We start from the raw sequence: 13,167 nt of genomic DNA, 5'->3' as shown, positions 1-13,167 counted from the left end.
ACCGCAGGCTGCGATCTTTTAAAAATCAAAAGATCGCAGCCTGCGGTAGCGACTACAGATTATTTAGCCCTTGAACACTTCATCCAGCAGGTTGTGCATGGCGGTGAAGGCGCGGTGCGCGGTCTTGGCGTCGTACATCATTTTGCAGGGTACGTTGGCGTGCGGATCGGTGAACGAATGCACCGCGCCGCCGTAGCTGGTCAACTGCCAGTCCACTGCGGCCGCATTCATCTCGGCTTCAAAAGCCGGCAATTGCTCATGGGGTACTAACGGGTCGGACGCACCGTGCAGCACCAAAACAGAGCCGGTGATGTTCTTGGCGTCTGCCGGGTTTGGCGTATCCAGCGAGCCATGGAACGACACCGCCGCCTTGAGCGCAGCGCCATCACGGGCCAGTTCCAGCGAACAGCATCCACCAAAACAGAAACCAAAGGTCGCCAATTGCTGGCTATCGACCTTGGCCTCGGTCTGCTCTTTGAGCACCGCGTAGGCCGCCTGCATGCGTTTGCGCAGCAAGGCACGGTCATTTTTAAGCGGCATCATGGCAGCGCCGGCTTCATCACCGTTGGCGGGACGAATGCCTTGGCCGTACAGGTCCGCAATCAGCACCACATACCCTTGCTCAGCGACCTTTTTGGCAATGTCCTCGGCGCCTGCGCTGATGCCCATCCAGTTCGGTGCCATCAGCAAACCCGGCAGCGACTCTTCGCGGCTTGGGTCATATGCCAGGCGGCTTTCGTAAGCTTGGCCATCGATTTGATAGACCACAGAACTGACCGTAATTGATTTCATTAAAAACTCCCGAATTCAAAGCAAAAAAAACCCGCCGAAGCGGGTTTTTTATAGACGTGTTACACGGACAACTCAACTAACAACTTATTTAGGCGACGGACATACGCTGCCGGATCTTTGAGGCTGTCACCGGCCGCCAGGGCAGCCTGGTCGAAGAGGATGTGCGACAGGTCGTCAAACCGCTCTTCGCTCTGCTCCGCATCCAGTTTTTCGATCAGCGGGTGAGCCGGGTTGAATTCAAAGATCGGCTTGGAGTCCGGCACTTTCTGGCCGCTGGCTTCAAGGATCTGGCGCATTTGCAGGCCCAGGTCTTGTTCACCAATCGCCAGAATGGCTGGCGAGTCGGTCAGGCGGTGCGAGACACGCACTTCGCTGACGCTTTCACCCAGCGCGGTCTTGATGCGCTCAACCAGACCTTCTTTGGCCTTGGCCACTTCTTCTGCGGCTTTTTTGTCCTCTTCGGAGTCCAGGTTGCCCAGATCGAGGTCACCGCGCGCCACGTCAACAAAGCTCTTGCCGTCGAACTCGGTCAGGTAGCTCATCAGCCACTCGTCGATACGGTCGGTCAGCAGCAGCACTTCGATGCCTTTCTTGCGGAAGACTTCCAGGTGCGGGCTGTTTTTGACCTGAGCGTAAGTTTCGCCGGTCAGGTAGTAGATCTTGTCCTGACCTTCTTTGGCACGTGCCAGGTACTCGGCCAGAGAAACCGTTTGCTCGCCATCATCACCGTGGGTCGAAGCAAAGCGCAGCAGACCGGCGATTTTTTCTTTGTTGGCGAAATCTTCTGCCGGGCCTTCTTTGATGACCTGACCGAAGTTTTTCCAGAAGCCCTGGTATTTCTCTGGTTCGTTCTTCGCCAATTTTTCCAGCATGTCCAGAACACGCTTGGTCAGCGCCGACTTCATGGAGTCGATGATCGGGTCTTTCTGCAGGATTTCACGCGACACGTTCAGCGACAGGTCGTTGGAATCAACCACACCCTTGATGAAGCGCAGGTACAGCGGCAGGAACGACTCAGCCTGATCCATCACGAATACGCGCTGTACATACAGCTTCAGGCCTTTAGGCGCTTCACGCTGGTACAGGTCGAACGGTGCACGGGCCGGCACATAGAGCAGCGAGCTGTATTCGAGCTTGCCTTCAACCTTGTTGTGGCTCCAAGCCAGCGGGTTCTCGTAGTCGTGGGCAATGTGTTTGTAGAACTCCTGGTATTCCTCGTCCTTCACCTCAGTGCGAGGACGGGTCCACAGGGCGCTGGCGCGGTTAACGGTTTCCAATTCCAGTGCCGGTGCTTCTTCACCTTCGGCTGCGGCCTGCTCTTTAGGCAGTTCGATCGGCAAGGCGATGTGGTCGGAGTATTTTTTGATGATGTTGCGCAGGCGCCAGCCATCGGCGAACTCTTCGTCGCCGGACTTGAGGTGCAAAACGATCTTGGTGCCGCGAGAGGCTTTTTCGACGTTCTCAACTTCGAACTCGCCTTCGCCTTTGGAAGACCAGTGCACGCCTTCGCTGGCAGGTGTGCCGGCGCGGCGGCTGTACACGTCGACTTTGTCAGCGACGATAAAGGCCGAGTAGAAGCCCACACCGAACTGGCCGATGAGGTTCGAGTCTTTCTTTTGATCGCCCGACAGGTTTTTCATGAAATCGGCGGTGCCGGACTTGGCGATCGTACCCAGGTGGGCGATCACGTCGTCACGGTTCATGCCAATACCGTTGTCTTCGAGGGTGACGGTTTTAGCGTCCTTGTCGAAGCTCACACGGATTTTAAGTTCGTCGCCGCCTTCCAGCAGTTCTGGTTTGGACAGCGCTTCAAAACGTAATTTGTCGACAGCATCAGAGGCGTTCGAGATCAATTCGCGAAGGAAAATTTCCTTGTTGGAATACAGCGAATGGATCATGAGGTGCAACAGTTGCTTGACCTCGGTCTGGAAGCCCAGGGTTTCCTTTTGAGTTTCCACGCTCATTGTTATCAAACTCCGATTAGATGGCATGAGCCACGCCCAAGAGGGTTAGCGGCGGGATGTGATGAAAGTTGGGGCCTGAACTCTGGATTTCAAGGCCTGATACTTTTTACCAATAGATTCTGTGCAATCGGCACTACTTATATATCTGCATGACGATGGAACTTAAGTACCAGGGGCTGGCTCAAACGCCCCGTAGAACTACTCACAAGGAGAAACATCCCATGCGTAATACCGTTGCTGTTGCCTTGATGCTGGCCGCTTCCCTGGGCCTTGCTGCTTGCGATAAAAAATCCGAAGACAAAGCCCAGGACGCTAATCAGCACGCAGAACAAGCTCAACAAAACATGTCTGAAGCGCAAGACAAGGTAAACGACGCTGCTAAAGAGAACGCTGAGGCGGCTAAAGCCCAAGCTGAATCCAATGAAGCAGCAGCAAAAGAAGCCGCTCAGGATGCTCCAGCGGCTGAAAGCAAGTAATTCGCTGTAGCTGACCTTGTAGGAGCGAGCTTGCCTCGCGATCTTTTGATCTTTTAAAAGATCGCGAGGCAAGCTCGCTTCTACACGGTTACGGGTTATTTGCTCAGGGATTTGACGCCTTCAGGCGTCCCCAGCAGCAACAGGTCCGCCGGGCGCGCAGCGAACAAACCGTTGGTTACCACACCGACGATGGCGTTGATCTGAGTTTCCAGTTTCACCGGGTCGACGATCTGCAGGTTGTGCACGTCAAGAATGATGTTGCCGTTGTCTGTCAGCACACCATCGCGGTACACCGGGTCGCCGCCCAGCTTGACCAGTTCGCGGGCCACGTGGCTGCGGGCCATCGGGATTACTTCAACCGGCAGCGGGAACGCGCCCAGCACCGGCACCAGCTTGCTGGCGTCAGCGATGCAGATAAAGGTTTTGGCCACGGCCGCGACGATTTTTTCGCGGGTCAGGGCTGCGCCGCCGCCTTTGATCAGATTGAGGTTTTCGTCGCTCTCATCGGCGCCGTCCACGTAGAACTCCAGATCGCTCACGGTGTTCAGCTCGTACACAGGAATCCCGTGGCCCTTGAGGCGTGCGGCGGTGGCTTCGGAACTGGCCACGGCACCGTCGAAAGCGCCTTTGTGCAAGGCCAGCGCGTCAATGAAGCAGTTGGCCGTGGAGCCGGTGCCGACCCCAACGATGCTCTTGTCATCCAGTTTCGGGAGGATGAAGTCGACAGCCGCCTGGGCTACGGCTTGTTTGAGTTGATCCTGGGTCATGCGGGCTCCGGGGCGGGAAGGGTAAACAGAAGGGCGTGGAGTATAACTAAAACCTTTGGATTCGTATGGTCGCCCGTGTAAACGCTGGGGTAGACTCCTTGGTCCCTGCTAACCGCCCAGTGAAGCTTTCCGATGCTCGAACAGTACGTTAAGAAGATACTCACCTCGCGCGTTTATGACGTCGCGGTAGAAACCCCATTGCAGCCTGCCAATCAGTTGTCTGCGCGTCTGGGCAACCAGGTTTTGCTCAAACGCGAAGATTTGCAGCCGGTGTTTTCGTTCAAGATTCGTGGTGCTTACAACAAGCTCACGCAATTGACCGACGCCGAGCGTGCCTGCGGCGTCGTCACCGCCTCGGCCGGCAACCATGCACAAGGCCTGGCGCTGGCCGCCAAGGTGCTGGGGGTGAAAGCCACCATCGTAATGCCCAAAACCACCCCCGAGATCAAGATTGAAGGCGTGCGTTCGCGTGGCGGTATTGTGGTGCTGCACGGTGACTCCTTCCCGGAAGCCCTGGCGTACTCGCTGCAACTGGTTGAACAAAAAGGCTACGTTTACGTACACCCCTACGATGACCCGCACACCATCGCCGGGCAGGGCACCGTGGCGATGGAAATTCTGCGTCAGCACCCGACGCCGCTGGATGCGATCTTCGTGCCGGTGGGCGGTGGCGGATTGATTGCCGGTATTGCGGCGTATGTGAAGTACCTGCGGCCAGATATTAAAGTCATTGGCGTCGAGCCCGATGACTCCAACTGCCTGCAAGCTGCGATGGCGGCCGGTGAGCGCGTGGTCTTGCCAAGCGTCGGGATCTTCGCCGACGGTGTTGCCGTGGGTCAGATCGGCCAGCACACGTTTGATATCTGCAAAGACTACGTCGATGAAGTCATCACCGTGAGCACCGATGAAATCTGCGCGGCCATCAAGGACATCTTTGATGACACCCGCTCGATCACCGAGCCTGCGGGCGCGCTGGGCGTGGCCGGGATCAAAAAATACGTCGAGCAACGCGGTGTGCGCGGCCAGACGCTGGTGGCCATCGACTCGGGCGCCAACGTTAACTTCGACCGTTTGCGCCATGTGGCCGAGCGGGCCGAATTGGGTGAAGGCCGCGAGGCGATCATCGCGGTGACCATCCCCGAGGTGCCGGGCAGCTTCAAGGCGTTTTGCCAGGCGGTCGGCAAACGCCAGATCACCGAGTTCAACTACCGCTACCACACCGGCAGCGAAGCCCACATATTCGTCGGTGTGCAGACCCATCCCGAGAACGACCCGCGTAGCGCGTTGCTGGCCAGCTTGGCCGAGCAGGGCTTCCCGGTGGTCGACCTGACTGAAAACGAATTGGCCAAATTGCACATTCGCCACATGGTCGGTGGGCACGCGGCCAAGGTCAGCGATGAGTTGCTGTTCCGCTTTGAATTCCCGGAACGCCCGGGGGCGCTGTTCAACTTCCTCAGCAAGCTGGGCGGGCGCTGGAACATCTCGATGTTCCACTACCGCAACCATGGCGCGGCAGATGGCCGTGTGATGGCCGGTCTGCAAGTGCCCGCCGATGAACGCCATTTGGTGCCTGCGGCGCTGGCTGAAATCGGCTATCCGTACTGGGATGAAAGCGATAACCCGGCGTATCAGCTGTTTCTTGGCTGATAAACGCTACGCTGATTGAACGGCTCAAGAGATAAATCAAATGGAAACGTTCACCGCGTTAAAACTGCTGCATGGCGTGTCGACACTGCTGCTGTTTGTCAGTGCGCTTGTATTGCTGGTTGTGGTGATTCGCCGTCGGCGTGCCGGTGACGCCTTCCTGGCGGGTGGCCTGGTGCGCCGCCCGTGGGCGTTTCTCTGGGGGCTGATGGGCCTGTGCTTGCTGGCGTTGCCGGTGAGTGGCTGGTTTTTGGTGCACATGGCGGGTTGGCCGCTGAGCCAGCTGTGGTTGCTGGGCGGGAGCAGTCTGTACCTGCTGGGTGGCTTGAGCTGGTTGTGGCTGCTGGTGCGCCTCAACCGCCTGCGGCTGGGGCGAATGGCCAAACACCCGGGCTTTACCGTGGTGCTGGCGGCTTTTTGTGCGGTTTGCTTTATTGCGATTGCGGCCATGATGGGCGCAAAACCGGTTTAAATCCCGCATAGCCTTGTAGGAGCGAGCTTGCTCGCGATCTTTTAAAAGATCAAAAGATCGCGAGGCAAGCTCGCTCCTACAGGATTGGGATTAATCGCGCAGCGAAATCACTGGCCAGCCACGTTTAACCGCTTCGGCCCGCAAGTTTTCATCCGGGTCGACGGCCACGGCGTGGGTCACTTGCTCCAGCAATGGCAGGTCGTTCATCGAATCGCTGTAAAAGTAGCTGTCTTCGAGGCTGTGGCCGTTTTCTGCCATCCAGCGGTTCAGACGTGTCACTTTGCCTTCACGAAAGCACGGTACGTCGGTGCTGCGGCCGGTGTAACGGCCATCAACGATCTCGCACTCAGTGGCGATCAAATGTTCCACGCCCAGCTTTGCCGCAATGGGGGCGGTGATAAACCGGTTGGTCGCGGTGATGATCACCAGCGTATCGCCCGCGTCGCGGTGCTTGGCCAACAGTGCCTGGGCTTTTGGCAGCATCAGGTCGTCAATGCAGTCGCGCATGAATTCGCGGTGCCATTGATCGAGTTGATCCATGTCATTTTTGCCAAAAATTTCCATGCTGAAATTAAGATAGGCGGCATTGTCGAGCTTGCCGGCCAGGTAATCCTGGTAAAACTCGTCGTTACGAGCTTTGTAGGCGTCACCGTCGAGAATGCCGCGTTCGCAGAGGTAATCGCCCCACGCGTGGTCGCTGTCGCCGCCTAAAAGGGTGTTGTCCAAGTCGAATAAAGCCAAACGCATTGCAATTACCCGCTGAGCTGTCGGTTGAAAGCCCACAAGAATACGGTCTTTTAATAAGAGTGCACATAAGGCAGGAAGGCGCGTTGCTGCTTTCACAACCTTTGTGGAACAATGCGGCGACATGCGTTTGCGAGGTTGTTGCCGTGATCGACCCCGATGGTTTCCGTCCTAATGTCGGGATTATTCTGACAAATGATGCCGGACAGGTACTGTGGGCTCGCCGTATCAATCAAGACGCGTGGCAGTTTCCACAGGGCGGAATCAACCCTGATGAGACGCCGGAAGACGCCTTGTACCGCGAGCTGAACGAAGAAGTTGGCCTGGAACGCGAAGATGTAGAAATACTCGCCTGCACGCGAGGCTGGTTGCGTTATCGTTTGCCGCAACGCCTGGTCCGTACCCACAGCCAACCGCTGTGCATCGGCCAGAAGCAAAAGTGGTTTTTGCTGCGCCTGGTCTCGAATGAGCAGCGGGTGCGGATGGATTTAACCGGTAAACCGGAATTCGATGGCTGGCGCTGGGTCAGCTATTGGTATCCGTTGGGCCAGGTGGTGACATTCAAGCGCGAGGTCTACCGTCGCGCGCTCAAAGAACTTGCACCGCGCCTATTAACGCGCGCCTGACACGGAGTTCGACCCCGAGCCATGCTCAATACGCTGCGCAAGATCGTCCAGGAAGTAAACGCCGCCAAAGATCTCAGGGCGGCGTTGGGGATTATTGTGTTGCGCGTCAAAGAGGCCATGGGCAGCCAGGTCTGCTCGGTCTATTTGCTTGATCCAGAGACCAACCGTTTTGTACTGATGGCCACCGAGGGCTTGAACAAGCGCTCGATCGGCAAAGTCAGCATGGCACCCAACGAAGGCCTGGTCGGTCTGGTGGGTACCCGCGAAGAGCCTCTGAACCTCGAAAACGCCGCCGATCACCCGCGCTACCGCTACTTTGCCGAAACCGGTGAGGAGCGCTATGCCTCATTCCTCGGCGCGCCGATTATCCACCACCGCCGTGTGGTGGGGGTGTTGGTCATTCAGCAAAAAGAACGCCGCCAGTTCGATGAAGGTGAAGAAGCCTTCCTCGTGACCATGAGCGCGCAATTGGCCGGGGTTATTGCCCACGCAGAAGCCACGGGGTCGATTCGTGGCCTGGGGCGCCAGGGCAAGGGTATCCAGGAAGCCAAGTTCGTCGGCGTGCCCGGTTCGCCCGGCGCCGCGGTCGGTACCGCGGTGGTCATGCTGCCTCCGGCCGATCTGGACGTGGTGCCCGACAAGACCATCACTGACATACCTGCCGAAATAGCGCTGTTCAAAAACGCCCTCGAAGGCGTGCGCAACGACATGCGCGCGGTGTCGAAAAAGCTCGCCACGCAACTGCGCCCCGAAGAGCAGGCGCTGTTCGACGTGTACCTGATGATGCTCGACGACGCCTCGCTGGGCAGCGAAGTCAAAAATGTGATCAAGACCGGTCAGTGGGCCCAGGGCGCGCTGCGTCAGGTGGTGACTGATCACGTCAACCGTTTCGAATTGATGGACGACGACTACCTGCGCGAGCGGGCGTCGGACGTGCGTGACCTCGGGCGCCGTTTGCTGGCCTATTTGCAGCACGATCACCAGCAAACCATGGTCTACCCCGACAACACCATTCTGGTCAGTGAAGAGCTGACCGCGACCATGCTCGGCGAAGTGCCTGAAGGCAAGCTGGTGGGCCTGGTTTCGGTATTGGGTTCGGGTAACTCCCACGTGGCGATTCTGGCCCGTGCCATGGGCATCCCGACCGTGATGGGCTTGGTTGACCTGCCGTACTCCAAGGTCGACGGCATCCAGATGATCGTCGACGGCTACCACGGTGAGGTCTACACCAACCCCAGCGACGTGTTGCGCAAGCAATACGCCGACGTAGTTGAAGAAGAACGCCAGTTGTCCCAGGGCCTCGATGCCCTGCGCGAGCTGCCGTGCATCACCCCGGACGGCCACCGCATGCCGCTGTGGGTCAACACTGGCCTGCTGGCCGATGTGGCACGTGCGCAACAGCGTGGCGCAGAAGGCGTGGGCCTGTACCGCACCGAAGTGCCGTTCATGATCAACCAGCGCTTCCCGAGCGAAAAAGAGCAGCTGGCGATTTATCGCGAGCAGTTGGCGGCCTTCCATCCGCAGCCGGTGACCATGCGCAGCCTGGACATTGGCGGCGACAAGTCGCTGTCGTACTTCCCGATCAAAGAAGACAACCCGTTCCTGGGCTGGCGCGGGATCCGCGTGACCCTCGACCACCCGGAAATCTTTCTGGTGCAGGCCCGGGCCATGCTCAAGGCCAGCGAAGGCCTGAACAACCTGCGCATCTTGCTGCCGATGATCTCCGGCACCCACGAACTCGAAGAAGCCCTGCACCTGCTGCACCGTGCCTGGGGTGAAGTGCGCGACGAAGGCACCGACGTGCCGATGCCGCCGATTGGCGTGATGATCGAAGTCCCGGCGGCGGTGTACCAGACCAAAGAGCTGGCCCGTCAGGTGGACTTTTTGTCGGTGGGTTCTAACGACCTGACTCAGTACTTATTGGCAGTAGACCGCAACAACCCGCGAGTGGCCGATTTGTACGACTACCTGCACCCGGCCGTGCTGCAAGCTTTGCAGGCGGTGGTGCGTGACGCCCACGCCGAAGGCAAGCCGGCGAGTATCTGCGGTGAAATGGCCGGTGACCCGGCGGCTGCGATCTTGTTGATGGCCATGGGTTTTGACAGCCTGTCAATGAACGCCACCAACTTGCCCAAGGTGAAGTGGATGTTGCGCCAGGTCAGCCTGAGCCGGGCCAAAGAGTTGCTGGCTGAAGTGATGACCATCGACAACCCGCAAGTCATTCGCAGCACCATCCAGTTGGCCCTGAAAAACATGGGCCTGACGCGCATGATGAACCCGGCGGCGATCAAGCCTTATTAATACCTTGTAGCCGCTGACGAGGGACGAGGCTGCGATGCGGTCCGCAGGCCCGCTGTATGGGGTCGCTGCGCAACCCATCGCAGCCTCATGCTTCGGCAGCGGCTACAGGTTTTGGCATGAGTCAGGGGTGTTCCAGCCGCACCTCACCCAAACGCCCGCCCAGCGGCCCGAAGCTGTGCTCCACCATCACCCGTGAACCATCGGCATTGACGATCAGCGCGGTGCTGGCGCGGGTGCCGTACGTGGGGCTGGCGATAAACACGCTCGACAACAACTTCTCTGTGGCCAGCCCGACGCCGGTATCGGGCAGTTTATTGAAGGGCGCTGCTTGTGGGTCTTTGAGCAGGGCCAGCAAGGCTTGCGGCTGCGGGTCGTTCAGCACCTCGGCCAGCGCCGCCTTGGCCCGGAGCAGCTTGGGCCACGGGGTGTCCAGCCCGGCATTCGACAAGCCATACAGCCCCGCACTCAGGGGCTGCGGCACCAGCTCTCTGGAGTTGAAATGCCAGAGCTGATCGCGATCCCCCAACAGCAGGTTAAAACCGGCATAACTCAGCCTTCGTCCGCCAATATCGTCGAAATACTCAGCAATGGACTGGTTGCCACTCAAAAAATCAGACACCAGCTCACCCCGCGAATGCCGCCCGGGCGGCTGATGCGGTTCACGAATATTAGTCAGCGCGGCAAAGCGGCCATTGGCCCCTATGCCGAGCCAGGTGCCGCCCGCCTGCAGGTCACGCCCGGCAAACACCTGCGGCGCTTCAACCCATTGGGCCAACGGTTGAGTGGGGCGCGCATAAAATTCATCGCGGTTGGCCGCAACGACCAGAGGCTGTGCGTGGCCGGGGCGCCAAGCGAAGACAATCAGGCACATGGGCAGTCCTTAATGTTTTTTTAATCACTGTACTTATAGATTGCCCCTGCGTGTTACGCCATGCGGGATGGAGCCCGAGCCCTTGCTCCGTTACCATGCGGATCAAAAATAGGGGGCGTCATGGAATTTCTGCTCTATCTGGTGTTGGGGGGCTTCGCTGGCGTACTGGCCGGATTGTTCGGAGTCGGTGGCGGGCTGATCATCGTGCCGGTGCTGGTGTTCAGTTTCACCTTGCAAGGTTTCAGCAACGAGGTGTTGACCCATTTGGCCGTTGGCACGTCATTGGCGACCATTATCTTTACCTCGATCAACTCAGTGATTGCGCATAATCGCAAAGGCGCGGTGCTGTGGCCTCTGTTTGCCTGGATGAGCCTGGGCATTCTGGTCGGGGCCGGGATAGGCGCGTTGACCGCCGAGGCGATCTCCGGTCCGCACTTGCAGAAAATCATTGGTGTGTTTGCCGTGATCATCGCCCTGCAAATGGCCCTGGACTTAAAACCCAAGGCCAGCCGAACGGTGCCGGGTAAGGTGGGTCTGAGCTTGGCTGGTAGCGTTATTGGCTGGGCGTCGGCGATTTTCGGTATCGGCGGCGGCTCGCTGACCGTACCGTTTTTGACCTGGCGCGGTGTGACCATGCAGCAAGCCGTGGCCACCTCGTCGGCCTGCGGTCTGCCCATCGCCGTCGCCGGTGCGTTAAGTTTCATGATGATTGGCTGGCACAACCCTGACTTGCCCGCGCATAGTCTCGGGTTTGTTTACATACCCGCGTTGGTCGGGATCGCCCTGACCAGCATGTTTTTTGCCCGTTTCGGTGCGCGTTTGGCCCACAAACTCTCGCCGCGCCTGCTGAAACGGCTGTTTGCCGCACTGTTGTTCTGTGTCGGTTTGAGTTTCCTGATCTAACGAGGAGTCGCAATGCTGCCTTACCCGCAGATTGACCCGGTGGCATTGGCTATCGGACCGCTGAAAATTCATTGGTACGGCTTGATGTACCTGATCGGCATTGGCGCCGCCTGGCTGATCCTGTCGCGACGTCTCAACCGCTTCGACCCGACCTGGAACAAAGAGAAACTCTCGGACCTGGTGTTCTGGGTGGCCATGGGCGTGATAGTCGGCGGCCGCCTGGGCTATGTGCTGTTCTACGACCTTAGCGCCTACATCGCCAACCCGCTGCTGATTTTCGAAGTGTGGAAAGGCGGCATGGCGTTCCACGGCGGCCTGATCGGCGTGATGCTGGCGACCTGGTGGTTCGGCAAGCGCAACGGCAAATCGTTCTTCCAGATCCTCGACTTCATCGCCCCTGTGGTGCCGATTGGTCTGGGCGCTGGGCGCATCGGTAACTTCATCAACGGCGAGTTGTGGGGCAAGGCCAGCGACGTGCCATGGGCGATGATCTTCCCCACCGACCCACAACAATTGGCGCGCCATCCGTCGCAGCTTTACCAGTTTGCCCTGGAAGGTGTGGCACTGTTCCTGGTGCTGTGGCTGTACTCGCGCAAACCTCGCCCTACAATGGCGGTTTCCGGGATGTTCGCCCTGTTCTACGGGATCTTCCGTTTCATCGTCGAGTTCGTCCGCGTGCCGGACGCTCAGCTAGGCTACCTGGCGTTCGGCTGGGTAACGATGGGGCAAATCCTCTGCATCCCGATGATTGCGGGCGGCCTGTTCCTGATCTGGCTGGCCTACAACCGTGATCCGGCGGCTCAAAAGGCTGCGCATTAAATTCGAATCGCAGGGCCCGCGCGGCCCTGCATTCAAACGCTAGGAAAACCATGAAGCAATATCTTGACCTCGTTGCCAACGTCATTAAAAACGGCACCTTGCAAGCCAACCGCACCGGCGTGAAGACCATCAGTCTGCCGGGCGCCATGTTGCGCTACGACCTCAAAGAAGGCTTCCCGGCCATCACCACGCGCCGCATGGCGTTCAAATCGGCGATTGGCGAGATGTGCGGCTTTTTGCGCCCGGTCAACAGCGCGGCAGACTTCCGTGCGCTGGGCTGCAAGGTCTGGGACCAGAACGCCAACGAAAACGCCCAATGGCTGGCCAACCCGTTCCGTCAGGGCGAAGACGACCTGGGCGAGATCTACGGCGTGCAATGGCGCAAGTGGCCGGCCTACAAGCAAGTGGCGCGCAGCAACCAGGCCGCCATCGATCTGTGCCTGAGCCAGGGTTATCGCCAGATCGCCGAAGGCGAAGAAGACGGCGAGGCCTACGTGGTGCTGTACAAGGCCATCGACCAGGTGCGCCAGTGCGTCGACACGATCATCAATGACCCGGGCAGCCGCCGTATTCTGTTCCACGGCTGGAACTGCGCCCAGCTCGACGAAATGGCCCTGCCGCCGTGCCACCTGCTGTACCAGTTCCACCCGAACGTTGAGACCAAGGAAATCTCCCTGACCCTCTACATCCGTTCTAACGACCTGGGCCTTTTATCGGACGTAGGAAAAAGCGCACAGTACGTGTTCCTAGCCTAAAAAATTTGTCTTTCATGCGACTTCATCTTGACC

12 protein-coding genes and 1 pseudogene are annotated in these 13,167 nt (G+C 58.6%); 8 read left to right on the top strand and 5 right to left on the bottom strand.

Annotated features, from left to right (window positions below; genetic code table 11):
* Positions 1-63: 63 nt before the first annotated feature.
* Complete coding sequence (locus AAEZ03_RS24670) at positions 64-792, bottom strand: dienelactone hydrolase family protein (protein ID WP_350582223.1); 729 nt, start codon at positions 790-792, stop codon at positions 64-66.
* Between the two features lie 59 nt (positions 793-851).
* Entirely contained in the window at positions 852-2,756 is a 1,905-nt protein-coding gene (htpG, locus tag AAEZ03_RS24665) for a molecular chaperone HtpG (RefSeq protein WP_350582221.1), read from the bottom strand.
* A gap of 221 nt (positions 2,757-2,977) precedes the next feature.
* On the opposite strand from htpG, the gene AAEZ03_RS24660 reads away from it, so the two are divergent.
* On the top strand, positions 2,978-3,232 hold the full coding sequence (locus tag AAEZ03_RS24660) for a hypothetical protein (protein WP_048368571.1): 255 nt from the start codon (positions 2,978-2,980) through the stop codon (positions 3,230-3,232).
* Between the two features lie 95 nt (positions 3,233-3,327).
* On the opposite strand, the gene rpiA is transcribed toward AAEZ03_RS24660, so the two are convergent.
* Positions 3,328-3,999, bottom strand: coding sequence for a ribose-5-phosphate isomerase RpiA (gene rpiA, locus AAEZ03_RS24655; RefSeq protein WP_350582218.1), 672 nt, complete (start codon positions 3,997-3,999; stop codon positions 3,328-3,330).
* Positions 4,000-4,131: 132 nt separating this feature from the next.
* Here rpiA and ilvA point away from each other — a divergent pair, with 132 nt between their 5' ends.
* Positions 4,132-5,646, top strand: coding sequence for a threonine ammonia-lyase, biosynthetic (ilvA, locus tag AAEZ03_RS24650; RefSeq protein WP_350582215.1), 1,515 nt, complete (start codon positions 4,132-4,134; stop codon positions 5,644-5,646).
* A gap of 40 nt (positions 5,647-5,686) precedes the next feature.
* Positions 5,687-6,115: a DUF2269 family protein gene (locus AAEZ03_RS24645; RefSeq protein ID WP_048390927.1), complete on the top strand. Its 429-nt coding sequence runs from the start codon at positions 5,687-5,689 to the stop codon at positions 6,113-6,115.
* Between the two features lie 90 nt (positions 6,116-6,205).
* On the opposite strand, the gene AAEZ03_RS24640 is transcribed toward AAEZ03_RS24645, so the two are convergent.
* On the bottom strand, positions 6,206-6,862 hold the full coding sequence (locus AAEZ03_RS24640; protein ID WP_278939474.1) for a histidinol-phosphatase: 657 nt from the start codon (positions 6,860-6,862) through the stop codon (positions 6,206-6,208).
* 143 nt (positions 6,863-7,005) lie between these two features.
* On the opposite strand from AAEZ03_RS24640, the gene AAEZ03_RS24635 reads away from it, so the two are divergent.
* A complete protein-coding gene (locus tag AAEZ03_RS24635) occupies positions 7,006-7,485 on the top strand; it encodes an RNA pyrophosphohydrolase (RefSeq protein ID WP_019828104.1) in 480 nt (159 codons plus the stop codon).
* Positions 7,486-7,506: 21 nt separating this feature from the next.
* Complete coding sequence (ptsP, locus tag AAEZ03_RS24630; RefSeq protein ID WP_048390931.1) at positions 7,507-9,786, top strand: phosphoenolpyruvate--protein phosphotransferase; 2,280 nt, start codon at positions 7,507-7,509, stop codon at positions 9,784-9,786.
* Positions 9,787-9,907: 121 nt separating this feature from the next.
* Here ptsP and AAEZ03_RS24625 read toward each other — a convergent pair whose 3' ends face one another.
* Entirely contained in the window at positions 9,908-10,657 is a 750-nt protein-coding gene (locus tag AAEZ03_RS24625; RefSeq protein WP_350582212.1) for an NRDE family protein, read from the bottom strand.
* A gap of 120 nt (positions 10,658-10,777) precedes the next feature.
* Between AAEZ03_RS24625 and AAEZ03_RS24620 the strand changes: the two genes are divergently transcribed.
* The 3 genes and pseudogenes from AAEZ03_RS24620 to thyA form a co-directional block, all read left to right on the top strand.
* Positions 10,778-11,560 (top strand): sulfite exporter TauE/SafE family protein, encoded by a 783-nt coding sequence (locus tag AAEZ03_RS24620; RefSeq protein ID WP_048371054.1) that lies wholly within the window; start codon positions 10,778-10,780, stop codon positions 11,558-11,560.
* Positions 11,561-11,572: 12 nt separating this feature from the next.
* On the top strand, positions 11,573-12,379 hold the full coding sequence (gene lgt, locus AAEZ03_RS24615; protein WP_282364781.1) for a prolipoprotein diacylglyceryl transferase: 807 nt from the start codon (positions 11,573-11,575) through the stop codon (positions 12,377-12,379).
* Between the two features lie 50 nt (positions 12,380-12,429).
* Positions 12,430-13,089: pseudogene (thyA, locus tag AAEZ03_RS24610) on the top strand (thymidylate synthase); the annotation flags it as partial.
* Between the last annotated feature and the right edge of the window lie 78 nt (positions 13,090-13,167).

This window comes from Pseudomonas sp. HY2-MNA-CIBAN-0224 (assembly GCF_040310285.1).
Taxonomy (GTDB): Bacteria; Pseudomonadota; Gammaproteobacteria; order Pseudomonadales; family Pseudomonadaceae; genus Aquipseudomonas; species Aquipseudomonas helleri.
The sequence above is the reverse complement of the archived record's forward strand: the minus strand, read 5'-3'. Positions and strand labels throughout refer to the sequence as shown.

Excerpts from the sequence above, each read along its gene's own strand:
- AAEZ03_RS24670 (WP_350582223.1), bottom strand. The coding sequence starts at position 792 with ATGAAATCAATTACGGTCAGTTCTGTGGTCTATCAAATCGATGGCCAA.
- htpG (WP_350582221.1), bottom strand. The coding sequence starts at position 2,756 with ATGAGCGTGGAAACTCAAAAGGAAACCCTGGGCTTCCAGACCGAGGTC.
- AAEZ03_RS24660 (WP_048368571.1), top strand. The coding sequence starts at position 2,978 with ATGCGTAATACCGTTGCTGTTGCCTTGATGCTGGCCGCTTCCCTGGGC.
- rpiA (WP_350582218.1), bottom strand. The coding sequence starts at position 3,999 with ATGACCCAGGATCAACTCAAACAAGCCGTAGCCCAGGCGGCTGTCGAC.
- ilvA (WP_350582215.1), top strand. The coding sequence starts at position 4,132 with ATGCTCGAACAGTACGTTAAGAAGATACTCACCTCGCGCGTTTATGAC.
- AAEZ03_RS24645 (WP_048390927.1), top strand. The coding sequence starts at position 5,687 with ATGGAAACGTTCACCGCGTTAAAACTGCTGCATGGCGTGTCGACACTG.
- AAEZ03_RS24640 (WP_278939474.1), bottom strand. The coding sequence starts at position 6,862 with ATGCGTTTGGCTTTATTCGACTTGGACAACACCCTTTTAGGCGGCGAC.
- ptsP (WP_048390931.1), top strand. The coding sequence starts at position 7,507 with ATGCTCAATACGCTGCGCAAGATCGTCCAGGAAGTAAACGCCGCCAAA.
- AAEZ03_RS24625 (WP_350582212.1), bottom strand. The coding sequence starts at position 10,657 with ATGTGCCTGATTGTCTTCGCTTGGCGCCCCGGCCACGCACAGCCTCTG.
- AAEZ03_RS24620 (WP_048371054.1), top strand. The coding sequence starts at position 10,778 with ATGGAATTTCTGCTCTATCTGGTGTTGGGGGGCTTCGCTGGCGTACTG.
- lgt (WP_282364781.1), top strand. The coding sequence starts at position 11,573 with ATGCTGCCTTACCCGCAGATTGACCCGGTGGCATTGGCTATCGGACCG.